Here is a 17,492-nt window from a genome sequence, read left to right on the forward strand (position 1 = left end):
CGAAAAAAAACCGCCGGCGAACCGGCGGTCTTTTCGTGAAGCGCGGGCAGCTTAGGCAGCCGGCGTTTCGCCTTCGCCACCTTCAGAGGCTTCGGCCGACTGGGCACCAGCCGGCAGCGAGATGTTGGCCACTGCGGGGTTGTCGTCACCGTGGGTGATCGCGGTCACGCCCTTCGGCAGCTTCAGGTCCGACAGGTGGATGGTCTGGTTCAGTTCGGCTGCAGCCAGATCCACTTCGATGAACTCGGGCAGGTCGGCCGGCAGGCACGACACTTCCAGGTCGTTCAGGATGTGGTTCACGATGCCGTGGCCCAGCTTCACGCCAGGAGCGGATTCCTGGTTCATGAAGTGCAGGGGCACCTTCACGTGGATCTTTTCCGTGGCCGACACGCGCTGGAAGTCAACGTGCAGCACCATCGGCTTGAACGGGTGCATCTGGAATGCGCGCAGCAGGGCCTTTTCAGCCTTGCCAGCCACTTCCAGATCCAGGATCGACGAGTGGAACGCTTCCTTCTTCAGGGCGTGCCACAGTGCGTTGTGATCCAGTTCGATCATCTTCGGCTCGGCGGCGCCGCCGTAGATGATGCCGGGGGTCTTGCCCGAATTGCGCAGGCGGCGGCTCGCACCCGTTCCCTGTACGCTACGCTCGAAAGCGACTACTTTCATGTTCAACTCCAGATGTGAAGAAGGCTGTCCGCGACCAGACAGCCTCGACTGACGATACGGCATTCAAACCGTACCGCACGAATCGCATTGGCCACCCTGAGGTGGCCAATGCGGTAAACCCAAAATTCTAGCAGGCTTTTGCCCGTCCTGCGCTTGTTTACCGATCAGTGGTCGGCAAACAGCGACATGATCGAGTCACCCTTGACGATCCGGGTGAAGGTCTCGGCCAGCAGCGGGGCGGTCGAAACCTGGCGGATCTTGCCGGACTGGCGGGCTTCGTCGGACAGCGGGATCGTGTCGCAGACCACCACTTCGTCCAGTTCCGAAGCTGCGATGCGGGCAGCGGCACCGCCCGACAGCACCGGATGCGTACAGTAGGCAAACACCTTCAGCGCGCCACGTTCCTTCAGCACCTGGGCAGCCTTGCACAGCGTGCCGCCGGTATCGATCATGTCGTCCATGATCACGCAGTTGCGGCCGGCCACTTCACCGATGATGTTCATCACCTCGGACACGTTGGCCTTGGGACGACGCTTGTCGATGATGGCCAGATCGCAGTCGAGCTGCTTGGCCAGCGCACGGGCGCGCACCACGCCGCCGACGTCGGGCGAAACGACCAGCAGGTCGCCGTAGCTCTTCTCACGCAGGTCGCCCAGCAGAACCGGCGAAGCGTAGATGTTGTCGACGGGGATATCGAAGAAGCCCTGGATCTGGTCGGCGTGCAGGTCCATCGTCAGGACGCGGTCCACACCGGCGACTTCGAGCATGTTGGCCACGATCTTGGCCGAGATGGCCACGCGGGCGGAACGCGGACGGCGATCTTGGCGCGCATAGCCAAAGTAAGGCATGGCGGCGGTGATGCTGCGTGCCGAGGCGCGCTTGAGCGCGTCGACCATCACCATCAGTTCCATCAGGTTGTCGTTAGTCGGCGCGCAGGTGGACTGCAGCACGATGACGTGCTTGCCGCGAACATTTTCCTGGATTTCGACCTGAACTTCACCGTCGGAGAAACGGCCAACCAGGGCCTTGCCCAGCGGAATGCCGAGGTGCTGTACGACAGCCTCCGCGAGTTTAGGGTTGGCGTTGCCGGTAAATACCATCAAGCCTTCGACGCTCATTCGGGGCACCTGTCTTGCTGCTGGGGGAGCTTTGTGCCACCGGCCAGCGCCGGTAGCGATTTCTGCATGTCCGTTTGGACACTATAGGAAGTAATGGCAGGGGAAGAAGGATTCGAACCTTCGAATGCCGGAATCAAAATCCGGTGCCTTGACCAACTTGGCGACTCCCCTACACAACCTTTATCGTCTGTCGCCGAACCGAACTTTACTTCAGGACTTCGCCAAACGAAAAACTTGCTATGCGAATGCTGCGAGCGGGTGGTGAGCCAAACTTTTCACACACCTGCCATCCCAATCGGACGGCAACCTTTCCATCACCTCCTGCGCACGCTGCTCGTCGTCGAAACGGGCAAATACGCAGGCTCCGGAACCGGTCATCCTTGCATGCGGACTGTATTGTCTCAGCCATTCAAGGGCTCGGGCAACTTCGCCGAACTTCGCTGTTGCTATCGCTTGCAAGTCGTTGCGACCGAAAGCGAATTTGTTTGTGCAAGCAGCGAAGTCCGCAACTATAGAGATCGGGGAATCCCTTGTCAAGCGCTCATCTGAAAAAATTGCTGCAGTCGGTACATGCTGGCGCGGATGGATGACCACGAACCAGCTTTCGGGCAGATCTACCGCCGTCAGTTCCTCGCCCACGCCTTCGGCGAATGCATTCTGGCCGAACACGAAAACGGGTACGTCCGCACCCAGCGTCAGGCCGATGCGCATCAGTTCGGCACGCGCCACGCCAGCGCCCCAGAGATGGTTCAAGGCCAGCAGCGTGGTGGCGGCGTCTGACGATCCGCCACCGATCCCGCCGCCCATCGGCAGGATCTTGTCGATGGCGATGTCCGCGCCGAACCGCGTGCCGCAGGCCTGCTGCAGCGCGCGTGCCGCGCGCACCACGAGATCGGTGTCGGCGGGTACACCGGGGATGTCCGTGACCCGTGCGATCACGCCGTCGTCGCGGCGGCGAAAGTGCAGGGTGTCCGACCAGTCGATCAACTGGAACACCGTTTGCAGCGTGTGGTAGCCGTCAGGGCGGCGGCCCGTCACATGCAGGAAAAGGTTGAGCTTGGCCGGCGCGGGGCAATCGCGCAGTTCGGCGGGCGGCAGGGCGGTGCCTGCGGTCATGGCTTGCGTCATTGTTCGGATTTGGGATCAATCACCAGCCGCACGGACAGCGGCGCTTCGTTGCCGTCGCGGGCCATGTCGATGCGGCGCGGTTGGGCCGATGGGGTGGGGGTGCCTTCGGAAGCTTCTTGCCAGGCCACGTAGCGTACGGTCCAGCCATTCTGCTTCAGCGTGTCGGGCCGCCCGTTCGCGTCGCGCGTCACGCTGGACGGCGCGCCCGGCGCGGGCCGCGCATGCAGCCAGTCACGCATGCCCGCGACCGGCAGCGAAAAGCCCAGCGCCTGCTCCATCAGGCTGTCCACCTCGGGTGCGTTGCGCGGCTTTTCGTTGGGCAGGTCGAGCGTGGCGCCGGACGGCGTGCTGGTGACCACGGCCAGCGTCTGGCCCAGCGGCGAGATCAGGTCCAGCCGCACGTTGCGGCCCTGTTCCTGCCAGCGGAAGCTGCCTTGCACGCCCTCGCTGCGGCCGTAGCGGGTGTAGTTGGCGGCAAAGCGTCCGCTGTAGTGCTCGCTGCGCGCCGACTCGTCAGCGTCGAAACTGCGGGATGGCGTGATGGTGCTGCACGCGGCAAGCCAGAGCGGAGCGGCCACGCAGAGCAGGGCCAGGCGTCGGGATCGGAGCATGTGCAAGATGGCGAAAGTTGGGTGGCGTTGAATGTTTGCTGGCGACACAAGGCGGCGGTTGGCGCGCCGGCTGGGGCGATCAACGCGACGGGTCCATGCGGCGGTTCAAGCCGGCGGCGCCGGGTGGATCGTCAGAAAGCAGCGCCCGGGCGCAAGGCCCGGGCGGCTGGTCATGTTACGCGATGCGATCTACTTGGACAGCGACACGCTCTGGTTGTAGCGCCGCAGCGTGTCGATCAGCGTGGTGTTCTCGGGCTCCACCTTGGCAGCCTCGGTCCACGTCTTGCGTGCTTCCTCGTGCTGGCCCAGTTGCCAGAGTACCTCACCCAGGTGCGCGCCGATCTCGGCCTCGGGGGCCTTGCTGTAGGCGGTCCGCAGCAGGTCGGCGGCCGGCTGCAGTTCTCCCTGGCGATATTTCACCCACGCCAGGCTGTCCATGATGTACGGATCGTCCGGGCCCAGTTCCGACGCGCGCTCCAGCAGCTTGCGTGCCTCGGGCAGGCGCTCATTACGATCGGCCAGCGAATAGCCAAGCGCGTTGTAGCCCTGCTTCTGCTCGGGCTGCAGCGCGATGACCTTGCGCAGGCCGCGCTCCATGCTGTCGTAGCGCTTCTCGCGCTCGTCGAGCATGGCCAGCTCATAGAGCCAGTCCGCGTTGTCGGGCTCAACCTTCACGCGTTCGTTCAGCACCTTGCGCGCGCGATCGTAGGCCTTGACTTCGAGCAGTGCGCCCACTTCGGCCTGGCGGATCGCGGTCATGCGCTGGGCGCGCTGCACCGGATCGGAAATATCCTCGGCATCGGCCAGCAGATCGCCGAACACGGCCTGGGCGTCGTCGAGCTTGCCCATGCGCGCCAGCAGCTGGCCGCGCTTGGCCTGCGCCGCGATGGCCAGGCGGCCGTCCTCGATCTTGTCGAGCCATCCGATGGCCGCCGCGTAATCCTTCTTTTCTTCGGCGATCTGGGCCAGGTACTGGTATGCCACGTCGGGATTGGCAGCCGGCGACTTCTCGGCCATCTGCAGGTATTCCTTCAGATAGCGTTCGGCTTCGTCGTAGCTGCGGGCCTGCAGGCTGGTCAGGCCCAGCGCCAACGGCACGCGCGGATCGTTCGGGGCCACCTTGCGCAGCACCTCGAATTCGGCGCGCGCGGCCTCCATGTCGTTCTTCTGCAGATACAGGCGCGCCAGCGTGATGTGACCGTTGACCGACGATGGCGATTTGGCCAAAAAGCGCTTGAGTACCTCGATGGATTTGTCGGTGGCCGACTCGGCCTGGAGTTCGGCCGACATCAGCGCGGCGGGTTCCAGGTCGGGCTTGACGCGCAGCGCCTGGTCCAGCTCGGCCAGCGCGCCGGCATTGTCGCCGGCAGCTTCGCGGGCACGCGCCAGCGCCAGGTGCGTTTCCGCCAGCTTTGCGTCATTGGCGGTGATGCGCTGGAGCACGCCCACCGCGCCGGTAGGGTCACTGGTGCGTGCCATCTGCTGTTGCAACAGCAGGATGGCTTCGCCGCGATGGTTGGCCGGGGCCGCTGCCAGTTGCTGGACGAGCAGCGGCTCGGCATCTTCCCAGCGTCCGTTCAGGACCAGTAGTGTCGACAGCACCTGGCGTGCGGCGGGCGATTTCGGGGCCAGTTCGGCCCAGAGGCGCGCCGCGTCCAGGGCCTGCTGCGCGACGCGCGCATTGAAGGCGATTTCGGTCGCCCGTTGCGCCAGGCGCGGATCCCGCGTTTCCCGAGCCAGGTCCATGTACGTGCGGTAGGCCGGTCCCACCAGCCCGCGCTGCAGCGATATCTCGGCCGCCAGCACGCGGTAGAGGATTTCCGGTGTCAGCGCGACATTCGGCAGCGGCGTCCGCGCGCCCTTGGCATTGGCTGACGGCCCTGGCACTTCGATGACTTCGTCATCGTTCTGCGCCACCGTTGCCGGGGCGGCGTGGGCCAGCGAAGCAAGCGCCAGGCACGCGGCCACGCCCAGGGCGCGCGCATGGCGACGGAAACGGAATGTGTTCATCGGGATGGGTTCCGGGCGCATGGCTTGAGAGGGCAAGATTTGGTCCGGCATGAAAGCAAAGCTCCGGCGCACGGGGCGTGGGAATGGATGGGGGCATTGTAGCCTGCCGCTACAATGCGCTGCTTGCCTCGCGGGGCGCTTACGTATGGGAACCCGCACATGGTTGGCCTGGCGGCAGGGAATTCCCTGCGTCATTGGAGCGCAAAAGCTGCCCATAGGTTCTGCGAGGTTGGGAAAGCTGGGCCGGATGCCGGCCAGGAGACACGGGGCGCATGCCAGAACTACCGGAAGTCGAAGTCACGCGGCGCGGATTGCTGCCGCATGTGGTGGGGCGCCGCATCGTCCAGGTGACCGTGCGTCACCGTGGGCTGCGCTGGCCCGTGGAGCCCGAACTTGAAGCGCGGCTGACGGGCAGGGTGATCGGTCGTATCGAACGGCGCGGCAAATACCTGTTGCTCGAATGCCTGCCAGCGCCTGCTGGCGAGGGTAGCCCGGGCAGCCCCGGCCCCGGAGACGACGCCCCCGGCTGGCTGCTTGTCCACCTGGGCATGACCGGCACGCTGCGCGTGTACCCCGACGCGCCACCGGCCGGCGCCCACGACCACTTCGACATCGCGCTGGCACCGGCCGGTGCCCCGGCTGAGGCGGAGGAAGGTGAGGGCGGCCCCCCCATGGTGCTGCGATTCCGAGACCCACGCCGCTTCGGCGCCATCATCTGGACGCCGTTGGCCGAAGCGGCGCTGCCCGAACACCCGCTGCTGCGGCGGCTTGGCATCGAGCCGTTCGATCCGCGTTTCGACGGCGCCTGGTTCCATCGGCTTACCCGTGGCCGCTCCGTGGCGATCAAGCAGGCGCTGCTGGCCGGGGAGATCGTCGTGGGCGTGGGCAATATCTATTGTTCCGAAAGCCTGTTTCGCGCGGGCATCCGTCCCACCACGCCGGCCGGCAAGATCAGCCTGGCGCGCTACGACAAGCTCGCCGTCGCTGTGCGCGAAACGCTAACCGAGGCCATTGCCCGGGGCGGCAGCACGCTGCGCGACTTCGTGGGCAGCGACGGCAGCAGCGGCTACTTCCAGCTGGATTGCCTGGTCTACGACCGCGCGGGCGAACCATGTCGCGTTTGCGGCACGCCGATTCGCCAGATCGTCCAGGGCCAGCGGTCGAGCTTCTACTGCCCGCATTGCCAGCACTGACGCCAGTCCTGCGGCGGCGTTGCGCCGGCAACGGGTGGCGCCTGCCGACACGGCACCGACCATGGCAATCCGATGGCGAAACATTGTTGCAATACATTGCCGATGGGTCGGCGCAACACTCCGGGCACAGAAGCGCAACAAGGGACGCGAATTCCACAAAATGTGTCTGGAAACCTGTATCGTGTGCGCAGTCATAAAAAGTTACAAAAACTGCCGGGTTCGCCCATTCGACAAGGGCATCCGGCGGGACGACTGGCTACGGGTCCGCGGGTCAACGGACAAGCCTGGCGCCAGTCGTGCGGTACGCGCCCAAAACCATAAATCCAAGCCGACACAGCGAATCACTCATGACGAGCCTCGCCCAACAATTCGAACAATATGGCGCCTGGAGAACCGGGGTCCTTCAGTCACTCGCCGAATTCCAGTCCTGGCTGCAGCAGTACGATCTGCATGACGCCACCGCGGACGACCGCGCGCAGCGCATCCATAGCGTGCTCAAGAGCGACCGCCTCAAGGTGGCGTTCATTGCCGAGTTTTCGCGCGGCAAGAGCGAGCTGATCAACGCCATCTTCTTTGCCGACTACGGTCGACGCATCCTGCCTTCGTCCGCCGGACGGACGACGATGTGCCCGACCGAGCTGCGCTACGACGAACACGAACCGCCGTGCATCCGGCTGTTGCCGATCGAAACGCGCCTGCAGGACGCCTCGACGGCCGACTTCATGGAGCCCGGATCGAGCAATTCGCACTGGACCACGGTGCCGCTGGACCCGTCGTCGCCCGAAGGCATGCTGGCCGCCTTCCACCACGTGGTGGAAACCACGCGCGTGACGCCGGCCATGGCGGAATCGCTGGGGCTGTACAACGAGAACGATCCCGATGCCGCGTATTCGGTGGACGCCGACGGCATGGTGGAAATCTCGCGCTGGCGCCATGCGGTCATCAACTTCCCGCATCCGCTGCTGCGCCAGGGGCTGGTCATCCTGGACACGCCGGGCCTGAACGCGATCGGTACGGAACCGGAACTGACGCTGCGCCTGATTCCCGATGCACACGTGGTGGTGTTCGTGCTGGCGGCCGACGCTGGCGTGACCAAGAGCGACCTTGCACTGTGGCGCAGCCACGTGGGCGCCGGCCACCGCCGGGGCTGCCTGGCCGTGCTCAACAAGATCGATGGCCTGTGGGATCCGCTGAAGTCGTCGCCCGAGATCGCCGGCGAGATCGCGCGCCAGGTTCGCACCACGGCGCAGACGCTGGGTATCGAGGAACGCCGCGTGTATCCGGTGTCGGCGCAGAAGGGCCTGGTGGCCAAGGTCACGCACGATCAGCCCATGCTGGTGCGCAGCAACCTGATGCAGTTCGAGAACGTGCTGTCCAACCAGCTGATTCCGCAGCGGCGCGAGATCGTGTCCGACCAGGTGCATCGCCTGGTGCAGGACATGTCGCGCGGCGCGCAGCAACTGCTGCAGAGCCGCCGGCGCGATATCGTCGAGCAGCTGTTTGAACTGCGCGGCCTGCGCGGCAAGAACCACGCGATGGTCAAGCACATGCTGATGCGCGTGCAGAGCGAGAAGGAAGAGTTCGAGCAGAGCATCGCCAAGTTCCAGGCGCTGCGCCTGGTGTTCGGCCGCCACAGCGCCGACATCATCAAGAGTCTGCAACTGCGCGACGTGCGCCGCACGATGCGCGACAAGCGCGAGCAGATGAAGGAGCGCTTCTTCTCGCGCGGCCTGCGCGAAGACATGGAGGCGCTGTTCGGCCAGCTGACCGGTCTGATCCAGGATGCCGACCAGAAGATCGCCGGCCTGCACCAGCTGGTGGACAGCATGTATCGCCGCTTCAATGCCGAGCATGGGTTCACGCTGCCGTCGCCGATGCAATTCGTCACGTCGCGCTACGCGGCCGAGCTGCAGGAGACGCTGGCGCTGGTCAACGCGCACTTCGGCACCGTGAACATGCTGACGCGGTCGCGGCCGCAACTGGTGCAGAACGCCTTCGCGACGATGGCGAGCCGCGTGCTGGAGAACTTCCGCGACCTGAACCGCGATATCGAAATCTGGCTCAAGTCGGTGATGACGCCGCTGGAAGCGCAGGTGCGCGAGCACCAGAAGCAACTGCGCCGCCGTGTGGATTCGATTGAACGCATCCACGAAGCCACCGACACGCTGGAAAGCCGCATCGCCGAACTGGAGGATGTGCTGAACGGCCTGGACGAGCGCAGCACGAAGATCGAGGCTTTCACGCGCGCGCTGCTGGAGGTACCGGTCGAGGCATCGGCGCGCGCGGCATAGCCGTTTCGCCATCGTTGGTATCATGTGGCGCCGCCTTCGAGCGGCGCCTTTTCTTTTCCAGACTCCCCGCAATGCCCCGCAAGCCTGCCGCCGCTCCCGTGCTCCACGATGAAACCGCCGTACCCGCCGATTTCGGCATGCGCGTGGTCACCTGGCAGCGCCAGCACGGCCGGCATGACCTGCCGTGGCAGAACACACGCGATCCATACCGCATCTGGCTGTCGGAGATCATGCTCCAGCAGACCCAGGTGGCGGCCGTGATCGAGTACTTTCAGCGCTTTGTCTCGGCCTTGCCCACTGTGGCCGCGCTGGCTGCCGCGCCGGCCGACGAGGTAATGGCGCTGTGGGCCGGGCTGGGCTACTACTCGCGCGCGCGAAACCTGCATCGCTGCGCGAAGGTGGTCATGGAAGACCACGGCGGTGTGTTCCCGACCGATCCGGCCATGCTGGTCACGCTGCCGGGCATCGGGCGCTCGACGGCGGCGGCCGTTGCCGCATTCAGCGCGGGCGTGCGATCGCCGATCCTCGACGGCAACGTCAAGCGCGTCTTTGCGCGCGTGTTCGGCATCCACGGCTACCCTGGCGAGCGCGCCATCGAGACGCGCATGTGGGCGCTGGCCGGGCAGGCGCTGCCACCGGCCGGGCCGAACCAGGCCGAGGACATGGTGGCCTATACGCAGGGCCTGATGGACCTGGGCGCGACGATCTGCTCGCGCGGCAAGCCGGCGTGCCTGGGTGATGCGGACAAATGCCCGCTCGCGGTGGACTGCGTCGCCCGCCGGGACGGCCTGACAGCGCTGCTGCCGACCCCCAAGCCGCGTGCCGCCATTCCAGAACGCAGCACCGTGATGCTGATCGTGCGCCACGGCCGCGAAGTGCTGGTCAACCTGCGGCCCGGCAGCGGCATTTGGGGCGGGTTGTGGAGCCTGCCGGAGATCGCGGTGGACAGCCTGCCGTTCGATGCCGAAGCCGCCGAGGATGCCGCGCTGGAGACGGCGCGACAATTCGGGCAGCCCGTGCGCGCTCACCTGGCCGGCGAACTGATGCATGTGTTCACGCACTTCCGCCTGCTGATCCGTGCGATCCGCGTGGATCTTGAGGCAGCAACGCTGCGTGCCAATGGCGGTGAAACGGGCGGAACGGGTGAAACGCGCTGGCTGTCGCTGGACGATCTCAACGCACTGGGCACGCCCGCGCCGGTGCGGCGCCTGCTCGAAGACCAAGCGCGCATCGGACTTTTCTGAATACCTGAAGTTCTGGAGTCTTGACGATCTGACGGCGCCGAAAGGCGGTCAGACGATGTGGTGTTGCCGCATGTACCGGTGGACGATCTCGATGCGCATGCCCGCATCGGGCAGCGCCATCAGCATCTGCTTGGCCTTGAGCGGCACAGGCAGCAGTTCGCACAGGCGGTTGGCCACCCAGGTCGGGTCGTCCCACCGATAAGGCTCGGCAAACGGCAGCCTGGACTTGTCGGGCTGTTCGCTATGCACCGATGTCACGATGCGGCGCAGGGCCTCCAGGCACTCGCTCAGCAGTTCCAGCTTGCAGTCGATGACATCGTCGGGCAGCACTTCGGCCTGGGCCACCAGCAGCCCGTCGTCGCGCGTGGCGTGGGACAGCACGCGGAAGCGTTGCCGTCCGCGCGACTCGATCAGCAGCACGCCCAGTTGTTCCATGTTGCAGTCTACGATCTGCGCCAGGCAGCCGATTTCCTCGGGCACCGTATCGTGGCCTTGCCGTGCCACTTCATCGCCGCTGGAGATCAGGCAGACGCCGAACGGCGTGCCATCGCGCATGCAGTTGCGCACCATGTCGACGTAGCGCTTCTCGAAGACACGCAGCGGCAGGCGGCCGTCGGGGAACAGTACCGTATTGAGGGGGAACAGCGGCAGCGCATCGAGTATGGCGCCGGGGGATGCGGTGTCGGGGGGAAGTGTCGACATGCGATTGGCCGCTCCAGTGGCGGGACGGCGCCGGGGCCGTCCCCTCAAGCCCGCGTGTCAGCCGGCCGGGGCCAATTCGCGGTGTCTGACCAGCACATTACCATGGGCCCGGAAATAGTTGGCGAGTCGTTCGGTGATGAATACCGACCGATGCTGGCCGCCCGTGCAGCCGATGGCCACCGTCAGGTAGCTGCGGTTGTCGGCAATGAAACTTGGCAGCCACTTCTCGACATAGGCGCGGATATCCTCGGCCATCGCCAGCACCATCGGCTGGCTCTGCAGGAAGTCCACGACCGGGGCGTCGCGGCCGGTCAGCGGGCGCAGGGCCAAGTCGTAGTACGGGTTTGGCAGCGAGCGCACATCGAACACCATGTCCGCGTCGCTTGGCACACCGTGCTTGAAGCCGAACGACTCGAACAGCAGCGTCAGCGACTGGCTGCCGGCGTTGTCGCCGCGAATCAGCTCCTTGACCCAGCTGCGCAGCGTGTTGGTGCGCACATTGCTGGTATCGATGCGATGGGCCGATTCGGACAACGGGCTCAGCAGCTCGCGTTCCATTTCGATGGCCTCGATCAGCGACGTGCTGACCATGGCGCCGGCGCCGCTTGCCGCGGCACCCTCTGCGGCGCCTTCCTGATGCCCCCCCGGCGCGCCCTCGACGCGGCTCGACAGCGGGTGGCGGCGGCGCGTTTCCGAATAGCGTTGCACCAGTGCGTCGGTGTTGGCTGTCAGGAACAGCACCTGCACCTGGTGATGGGCGGAGAGCTCGCGGACGGTGTCCGGCAGCCGCGCCAGCGACTCGCGGCTGCGAATGTCGGTGGCCACGCCAAGATGGGAGTACCCCTGGTCGGCCAGATAGGCCGTGAGTTCGGGGATGAACTGGGCTGGCAGATTGTCGACGCAGTAGTAGCCTGCATCTTCCAGGACGTTCAAGGCGACAGACTTGCCGGAGCCGGAAATTCCGGTGATGAGAATGATCCGCATAGCGACGCAAGGATAGCACCGCAAGGTAACCGCGTCATGACAGCTTGTCCCATCGAAAAATGGCGAATCGCAGAGGATTCGCCATTTTCGAGGGGAAAATCGCCGTCATTGGGTCGCGGGCCGCGAGGTGGGACCGCGAAGTGGACTGCGAGGTCGACTGATCAGGTTGCCGGCTTGGCCGACAGGCACTCGCTCTGTGCCTTCTTGTATTCGTCGCCCTTCTTGCCCTTGTTGGCCTTGGAGCAGGCGGCCATCTTTTCCTGCTGGGTCTTCGGCTCGGCGGCGGCCGCGGGGGCGCTGCCCGACAGGCACTCGCTCTGCGCCTTCTTGTATTCGTCGCCCTTCTTGCCCTTGTTGGCCTTCGAGCAGGCGGCCATCTTTTCCTGCTGCGCGGTCTTGCCGGACTTCTCGACGGCCGGCGCCGAGGCGCCCTGGGCAAACGCGCTCGTGGCGAACAGGGGGGTAACCAGCAAACACATCGCGATCAGCTTTTTCATGCTTCTCTCCTGGCTGTGGAAACACATCGTGGCCGCGCGCCATGCTGGCGTCTGGCGGAACATGGGCTCGGCGCCCATTACAGCACAAACGGCGGTCGTCCACAGTTCGTTGACGAGGTGCCGCGCCGGGCTTGTAAGCAAATGAAAAACGCCCGCTTGAAGCGGGCGTCGGAACGTTCGGGAGCCTGCGCAGGCTCAGAGCAGACGGCCTTGGCCCCGCGATACCACGTCGGCCTGCATGGCCGCGCGCTGGCGGTCCATGAAGTCGCGCAGCGTGTCGATGCCGCGCAGCCGCAGGATCGTATTGCGCACGGCGGCTTCCACCAGAACAGCCAGGTTGCGGCCGGCCGCAACCTGGATCTTCACCATGTGGATTGGCAGCCCCAGCACGTCCAGGTACTGGGAATCGAGCGGCAACCGTTCAAATTCGCCGTCGTTGCGGCGTACCAGCTGCACCACGAGCTTGAGCTTCATCTTCCGGCGCACCGCCGTTTCGCCAAAGATGGTCTTGATATCGAGCAGGCCCAGCCCGCGCACTTCCAGCAGGTTCTGCAACAGCGGCGGGCAGCGGCCTTCGATGAAGTCGGGGCCCAGCCGGACAAAATCGACGGCGTCGTCGGCCACGAGGCCGTGGCCACGCGAAATCAGTTCCAGGCCCAGTTCGCTCTTGCCCAGGCCCGATTCGCCCATGATCAGCACGCCCATGCCCAGGATGTCGAGGAATACCCCGTGCATCGTCACGCGCGGCGCCGAGATGCGCGACAGGTACAGGCGCAGGTGGTCGATCACGGCCGCCGACGACACCGGCGTGGTGAACAGCGGGGTCGACGAGCGCGTGCAGCGCAATTCCAGATCGGGCGGGGGCTCCATGCCGTCCGCTACGACCAGGAACGGCGGCTCCAGCAGAATCAGCTCGCCCATCTGGCGCTTGCGCGGTTCGTCGTCCAGACGCTGGTAATACTGGATTTCGGGCTTGCCCAGCACCTGGATCCGGTTCGGGTGGATCAGGTTCAAGTGGCCCACCAGATCGGCGGCGGAAGTGGCTTCGCGAGCGAATTCGACGTCGAAGGCGCGGTCGGCTCCTTCCAGACCGGCGACCCACGACAGTTTGATGTCGGCTGCGTTGTCGTCGAAGATCGACTGCGAGGTGACGCCGGTGAGTTCCATGCGGGATGACTTTCTACGAGGGGGCGGTGTGGCTTCAGCCGGCCAGCCAGGCCGGCTTGCGGATCGTCACGGATGCCATTCGGTCAGCAACTGGTGGACGGCTTCGGGCGTGGGGAGCGTGGCCAGGCCTTCGCGCATCTCGCGGTCCGACAGCAATTGTGCGATTTCCGACAGGATTTCGAGGTGCTGCTGCGTGGCCTGTTCGGGCACCAGCAGGAAAATCAGCAGCGAGACCGGCTTGCCGTCAGGCGACTCGAACGGAATCGGCTCCGCCAGGCGCATGAAGCCGGCCAGCGGCTGCTTCAGGCCCTTGATGCGACCGTGCGGAATGGCTACGCCGGCACCCAGGCCAGTCGAGCCAAGCGATTCGCGCGCGAAAAGGTTGTCCGTGACGGTGGCCCGGGCCACACCATGGTTGTTCTCGAACAGGAGCCCGGCTTGCTCGAAGACCCGCTTCTTGCTGGTGACGGTAACGTCGAGGTGGATGTTGCCGGGTGGCAGCAATTTGGCCAAACGATTCATGGGCGATGCACGAGAAGTCAGGTTGGCGATACGGCGCACAAATGCCGTCCCGCCGGATGGGGCAATTCAGGATATCGAGTGCTTAGTGGACGCCCGCATTGGAGCGTCCGGCCATTATAGAGCAGGGCTACAGCGCGCTTGTGCGCTGCAGCGCCGGCGCCGCGGGTGGTGCCGCGGACTGGCCGGCCGGATTGCCCACCCGGATGCCGCCGTCAGCGTCCGCATGATCTTCCGTCGTGCGTCGTGCCGTGCAGGTCACCGGGACCGTTCTGCCTGTCGTTCTTGTATGGCGCAGCATACACCGAGCCGCGCCAGATGCGAACACCCCTGAAGAATCAAATGGTTTCCGCCGTGGCGCCAAGGTAACGGCCAATTTCAGCCTGCCGCCGGCGCGCGCCCATCAAAAAAGCCGCGCAGATGCGCGGCTTTGCTCTCTTCCTATCAGTCCTCTCGGGGGACGCTGAAGTCCGCCTCGAGGGGCAGTTGAGGATTTGCCAGCCTATTGTTGCTGTAGTTGGGCTTCAGCCATCTGGTACTTGACCGCTTCCCGGTCATGGCCTTGCACGCGGTCCTTGTAGCGGATCACCTGCCGGTCGAGCTTGTCGACCAGACAGTCGATCGCCGCGTACAGGTCTTCATGATGCGCTTCCACGAAGATGTCCTTACCCTTGAGGTGCAGATTGATTTCCGCGTACTGGCGCTTGTCCTTTTCCTTGTGGTTGTCGACAGATAGCAGCACGCTCACGCCAATGACCTGATCGAAATGCCTGACAATTCGCTCCAGTTTCGTTTCCACATACTCACGCAGCGGCGGCGTGATGTCGAGGTGGTGTCCACTGATCTTGAAGTTCATAGCGCTTCTCCTTCTGAAAGAGCCGCACCAGGCAGGCGGTTGCGGCTCGGCTACAAAGACTTGCGGAGATTCACTGCGGGGATCTTCAGCGCTTCGCGGTATTTGGCCACCGTGCGGCGTGCGACCACAAAGCCCTGTTCGCCCAGCAATTCGGCGATGCGGCTGTCGGAAAGAGGATTCCTGGGTTCTTCGGCTCCTATCAGTTGCTTGATCAGCGCGCGGATCGCCGTGGAAGAGGCCGCGCCGCCCGTCTCCGTGGAGACGTGGCTACCAAAGAAGTACTTCAACTCGAAAGTACCCATTGGCGTGGCCATGTATTTGTTCGTGGTCACCCGGGAAATGGTCGACTCATGTAAACCGAGTGTATCGGCTATTTCCCGCAAAACCAAGGGGCGCATTGCTATTTCGCCGTGCGAAAAAAAGTTCTTCTGACGCTCCACAATTGCCTGCGATACACGCAGGATTGTGTCGAATCGCTGCTGGATGTTCTTGATGAGCCACCGGGCTTCCTGCAGCTTCTGCTGCAAGCCCGCGGCACCCGCTTCTCCTTTTGCACCGCGCAAAATCTGCGCGTACATGTCGTTGATGCGCAGGCGTGGCATGACGTCCGGATTCAGCTGTGCAATCCAGCCGCTGCCGCTCTTGCGCACGAACACGTCCGGCACCACGAAATCCGCTTCGGGGCGGCTGTACGCATGCCCCGGATACGGTGCCAGCGAGCGGATCAGATCATGCGCCGCCTTAAGTACAATTTCGTCAACCTGCAGCGCTTTCTTGAGCCGCGTGTAATCCCTGACAGCCAGCAGTTCAAGATGGTGATTGACGATGGACAGGGCCAGCTCGCGTTGCGGATGCTGCAGACGCTTCAGCTGCAGACTCAGGCATTCGGCGGCATTGCGCGCGCCCACGCCCGGGGGATCGAAGCTCTGCAGCAGCGTCAGCATGGCCTGCACTTCATCGACCTCGAACTCCAGCTCTTCGGGCAGTTCGGTGCAGATTTCCTCGAGTGACGCACTCAGGTATCCGTCGTCATCGAGCGATTCGATCAGGAAGATGGCCAGGCCCTTGTCGCGCGCCGAAATCTTGAGCGGCGTCAGTTGTTCCATCAGGTATTCGCGCAGCGTGGGGTCCGCATCGCGCAACTGCATCGGCGTCTTTTCGTCTTCGTCGTTCTGCGGACGGCGCGCGAAGTCGTCGAGACTCCAGTCGCTGCCATAGTCCTCGCCGCCGGAATCGCTATAGCCTTCATCCTCGCTGCCAGGGGCATGCTCGCCGCGGTCGTCGCCGTTGGCCTGCGGTTCGGCCGGCGCCGGCGCCGGGGCGCTCTGCAGGTTGACGGAGCCGTCCGCCGCCACGCGCAGCGGGCTTTCGATCCAGTCGTTTTCGCGTTCGAGCAGCGGGTTTTCCGTGAGCGCCTGTTCCACCTCCTGTTGCAGTTCCAGCGTCGAAAGCTGAAGCAGTCGGATGGACTGCTGCAGTTGCGGCGTCAGGGCCAGATGCTGGGAGAGGCGGAGCTGAAGCGAAGGTTTCATGCGACCTATTCTATGCGCATCTTTCCGTTGTTGGAACGGAATTTGCTACAACCTATCGCTTGGGCTTCGTGATCGGAAACGGCTTTGGAAAAACCGTTGGCAAGTGCGGTAAAAATGACCTGCCGATGACCTGTCGGAAGAGCGGCCGCCAAGGGCGGCCAGGGCCTTACATGCGGAAATTCTCGCCCAGGTAGACGCGTCGCACCGACTCGTTGGCGATGATTTCCTCGGGCTGGCCGGCAGCCAGCACGGTGCCTTCGCTGATGATGTACGCGTGGTCGCAGATGCCCAGGGTTTCGCGCACGTTGTGGTCGGTGATCAGCACGCCGATATTGCGTGCCTTCAGGAAGCTGACGATGCGCTGGATTTCGCCCACGGCGATCGGGTCCACGCCGGCGAACGGCTCGTCGAGCAGGATGAAGCGCGGCGACGACGCCAGCGCGCGTGCGATTTCCACGCGGCGGCGCTCGCCGCCCGACAGCGACAGCGCCGGATTGTTGCGCAGGTGGGCGATCTGCAGGTCATCGAGCAGCGAATCCAGGCGGCGTTCGATCTCGGCCTTCGGCAGCGGCTTGCCGTTCTCCACCTGCAGTTCCAGCACCGCGCGGATGTTCTCTTCCACGTTGAGCTTGCGGAACACCGACGCTTCCTGCGGCAGGTACGACAGGCCCATGCGGGCGCGTTCGTGAATGGCCAGTCCGCTGATGTGCTCGTCGTCGAGCACGATGTCGCCTTCGTCCAGCGCCACCAGCCCCACGATCATGTAGAACGACGTCGTCTTGCCCGCGCCATTGGGGCCAAGCAGCCCCACCACCTCGCCGCTTTTCACATCGAGCGATACGTCCTTGACCACCGTGCGCGTGCCGTAGCGCTTCTTCAGGTGACGCACGATCAGCGTGCTGCTGTCGGTGCGGACGGCGGATGAGGAGGACGGGGCAGAGGCGGCGAGCGTGGCGGAATCGTTCATCAGGACT

General features: G+C 64.5%; 16 protein-coding genes and 1 tRNA gene. 3 read left to right on the forward strand and 14 right to left on the reverse strand.

Annotated features, from left to right (window positions below; translation table 11 throughout):
* Positions 1-51: 51 nt before the first annotated feature.
* The 6 genes from CYJ10_RS02575 to CYJ10_RS02600 form a co-directional block, all read right to left on the reverse strand.
* On the reverse strand, positions 52-666 hold the full coding sequence (locus CYJ10_RS02575; protein WP_101679987.1) for a 50S ribosomal protein L25/general stress protein Ctc: 615 nt from the start codon (positions 664-666) through the stop codon (positions 52-54).
* 164 nt (positions 667-830) lie between these two features.
* The gene (locus CYJ10_RS02580; protein ID WP_066739710.1) at positions 831-1,784 is read right to left on the reverse strand and encodes a ribose-phosphate pyrophosphokinase; all 954 of its coding nucleotides are present in this window, start codon (positions 1,782-1,784) and stop codon (positions 831-833) included.
* A 94-nt stretch (positions 1,785-1,878) separates the two neighbouring features.
* Positions 1,879-1,955, reverse strand: a tRNA-Gln gene (locus tag CYJ10_RS02585).
* 66 nt (positions 1,956-2,021) lie between these two features.
* Positions 2,022-2,900, reverse strand: coding sequence for a 4-(cytidine 5'-diphospho)-2-C-methyl-D-erythritol kinase (gene ispE / locus CYJ10_RS02590; protein WP_101680391.1), 879 nt, complete (start codon positions 2,898-2,900; stop codon positions 2,022-2,024).
* 8 nt (positions 2,901-2,908) lie between these two features.
* Positions 2,909-3,523 carry a lipoprotein insertase outer membrane protein LolB gene (gene lolB / locus CYJ10_RS02595; RefSeq protein ID WP_101679988.1) on the reverse strand — a complete coding sequence of 205 codons (615 nt, stop codon included), beginning with the start codon at positions 3,521-3,523 and terminating at the stop codon, positions 2,909-2,911.
* Between the two features lie 189 nt (positions 3,524-3,712).
* Complete coding sequence (locus CYJ10_RS02600) at positions 3,713-5,533, reverse strand: tetratricopeptide repeat protein (RefSeq protein ID WP_257992128.1); 1,821 nt, start codon at positions 5,531-5,533, stop codon at positions 3,713-3,715.
* 272 nt (positions 5,534-5,805) lie between these two features.
* Between CYJ10_RS02600 and mutM the strand changes: the two genes are divergently transcribed.
* From mutM to mutY, 3 genes are all read left to right on the forward strand, one after another.
* The gene (gene mutM / locus CYJ10_RS02605; protein WP_101679990.1) at positions 5,806-6,726 is read left to right on the forward strand and encodes a bifunctional DNA-formamidopyrimidine glycosylase/DNA-(apurinic or apyrimidinic site) lyase; all 921 of its coding nucleotides are present in this window, start codon (positions 5,806-5,808) and stop codon (positions 6,724-6,726) included.
* 347 nt (positions 6,727-7,073) lie between these two features.
* Positions 7,074-9,017 carry a dynamin family protein gene (locus CYJ10_RS02610; RefSeq protein WP_101679991.1) on the forward strand — a complete coding sequence of 648 codons (1,944 nt, stop codon included), beginning with the start codon at positions 7,074-7,076 and terminating at the stop codon, positions 9,015-9,017.
* A gap of 71 nt (positions 9,018-9,088) precedes the next feature.
* Positions 9,089-10,261, forward strand: coding sequence for an A/G-specific adenine glycosylase (mutY, locus tag CYJ10_RS02615; RefSeq protein ID WP_101679992.1), 1,173 nt, complete (start codon positions 9,089-9,091; stop codon positions 10,259-10,261).
* Between the two features lie 48 nt (positions 10,262-10,309).
* On the opposite strand, the gene CYJ10_RS02620 is transcribed toward mutY, so the two are convergent.
* The 8 genes from CYJ10_RS02620 to lptB all read right to left on the reverse strand — a co-directional run bounded on the left by CYJ10_RS02620 (position 10,310) and on the right by lptB (position 17,485).
* Positions 10,310-10,963 carry an LON peptidase substrate-binding domain-containing protein gene (locus CYJ10_RS02620; RefSeq protein ID WP_101679993.1) on the reverse strand — a complete coding sequence of 218 codons (654 nt, stop codon included), beginning with the start codon at positions 10,961-10,963 and terminating at the stop codon, positions 10,310-10,312.
* Positions 10,964-11,020: 57 nt separating this feature from the next.
* Positions 11,021-11,947: an RNase adapter RapZ gene (gene rapZ, locus CYJ10_RS02625; RefSeq protein WP_101679994.1), complete on the reverse strand. Its 927-nt coding sequence runs from the start codon at positions 11,945-11,947 to the stop codon at positions 11,021-11,023.
* A gap of 161 nt (positions 11,948-12,108) precedes the next feature.
* On the reverse strand, positions 12,109-12,444 hold the full coding sequence (locus tag CYJ10_RS02630) for a PsiF family protein (RefSeq protein WP_101679995.1): 336 nt from the start codon (positions 12,442-12,444) through the stop codon (positions 12,109-12,111).
* Positions 12,445-12,639: 195 nt separating this feature from the next.
* Entirely contained in the window at positions 12,640-13,611 is a 972-nt protein-coding gene (hprK, locus tag CYJ10_RS02635; RefSeq protein ID WP_092603200.1) for an HPr(Ser) kinase/phosphatase, read from the reverse strand.
* 66 nt (positions 13,612-13,677) lie between these two features.
* On the reverse strand, positions 13,678-14,133 hold the full coding sequence (ptsN, locus tag CYJ10_RS02640; protein ID WP_066739687.1) for a PTS IIA-like nitrogen regulatory protein PtsN: 456 nt from the start codon (positions 14,131-14,133) through the stop codon (positions 13,678-13,680).
* Positions 14,134-14,632: 499 nt separating this feature from the next.
* Positions 14,633-14,986: a ribosome hibernation-promoting factor, HPF/YfiA family gene (gene hpf / locus CYJ10_RS02645; RefSeq protein WP_066739680.1), complete on the reverse strand. Its 354-nt coding sequence runs from the start codon at positions 14,984-14,986 to the stop codon at positions 14,633-14,635.
* A 50-nt stretch (positions 14,987-15,036) separates the two neighbouring features.
* Entirely contained in the window at positions 15,037-16,518 is a 1,482-nt protein-coding gene (locus CYJ10_RS02650) for an RNA polymerase factor sigma-54 (RefSeq protein ID WP_101679996.1), read from the reverse strand.
* Between the two features lie 166 nt (positions 16,519-16,684).
* A complete protein-coding gene (gene lptB / locus CYJ10_RS02655) occupies positions 16,685-17,485 on the reverse strand; it encodes an LPS export ABC transporter ATP-binding protein (protein ID WP_101679997.1) in 801 nt (266 codons plus the stop codon).
* Positions 17,486-17,492 lie beyond the last annotated feature (7 nt).

Origin of the sequence: Cupriavidus pauculus (genome assembly GCF_002858765.1) — a bacterium.
GTDB lineage: Bacteria > Pseudomonadota > Gammaproteobacteria > Burkholderiales > Burkholderiaceae > Cupriavidus > Cupriavidus pauculus_B.

Excerpts from the sequence above, each read along its gene's own strand:
- CYJ10_RS02575 (WP_101679987.1), bottom strand. The coding sequence starts at position 666 with ATGAAAGTAGTCGCTTTCGAGCGTAGCGTACAGGGAACGGGTGCGAGC.
- CYJ10_RS02580 (WP_066739710.1), bottom strand. The coding sequence starts at position 1,784 with ATGAGCGTCGAAGGCTTGATGGTATTTACCGGCAACGCCAACCCTAAA.
- ispE (WP_101680391.1), bottom strand. The coding sequence starts at position 2,900 with ATGACCGCAGGCACCGCCCTGCCGCCCGCCGAACTGCGCGATTGCCCC.
- lolB (WP_101679988.1), bottom strand. The coding sequence starts at position 3,523 with ATGCTCCGATCCCGACGCCTGGCCCTGCTCTGCGTGGCCGCTCCGCTC.
- CYJ10_RS02600 (WP_257992128.1), bottom strand. The coding sequence starts at position 5,533 with ATGAACACATTCCGTTTCCGTCGCCATGCGCGCGCCCTGGGCGTGGCC.
- mutM (WP_101679990.1), top strand. The coding sequence starts at position 5,806 with ATGCCAGAACTACCGGAAGTCGAAGTCACGCGGCGCGGATTGCTGCCG.
- CYJ10_RS02610 (WP_101679991.1), top strand. The coding sequence starts at position 7,074 with ATGACGAGCCTCGCCCAACAATTCGAACAATATGGCGCCTGGAGAACC.
- mutY (WP_101679992.1), top strand. The coding sequence starts at position 9,089 with ATGCCCCGCAAGCCTGCCGCCGCTCCCGTGCTCCACGATGAAACCGCC.
- CYJ10_RS02620 (WP_101679993.1), bottom strand. The coding sequence starts at position 10,963 with ATGTCGACACTTCCCCCCGACACCGCATCCCCCGGCGCCATACTCGAT.
- rapZ (WP_101679994.1), bottom strand. The coding sequence starts at position 11,947 with ATGCGGATCATTCTCATCACCGGAATTTCCGGCTCCGGCAAGTCTGTC.
- CYJ10_RS02630 (WP_101679995.1), bottom strand. The coding sequence starts at position 12,444 with ATGAAAAAGCTGATCGCGATGTGTTTGCTGGTTACCCCCCTGTTCGCC.
- hprK (WP_092603200.1), bottom strand. The coding sequence starts at position 13,611 with ATGGAACTCACCGGCGTCACCTCGCAGTCGATCTTCGACGACAACGCA.
- ptsN (WP_066739687.1), bottom strand. The coding sequence starts at position 14,133 with ATGAATCGTTTGGCCAAATTGCTGCCACCCGGCAACATCCACCTCGAC.
- hpf (WP_066739680.1), bottom strand. The coding sequence starts at position 14,986 with ATGAACTTCAAGATCAGTGGACACCACCTCGACATCACGCCGCCGCTG.
- CYJ10_RS02650 (WP_101679996.1), bottom strand. The coding sequence starts at position 16,518 with ATGAAACCTTCGCTTCAGCTCCGCCTCTCCCAGCATCTGGCCCTGACG.
- lptB (WP_101679997.1), bottom strand. The coding sequence starts at position 17,485 with ATGAACGATTCCGCCACGCTCGCCGCCTCTGCCCCGTCCTCCTCATCC.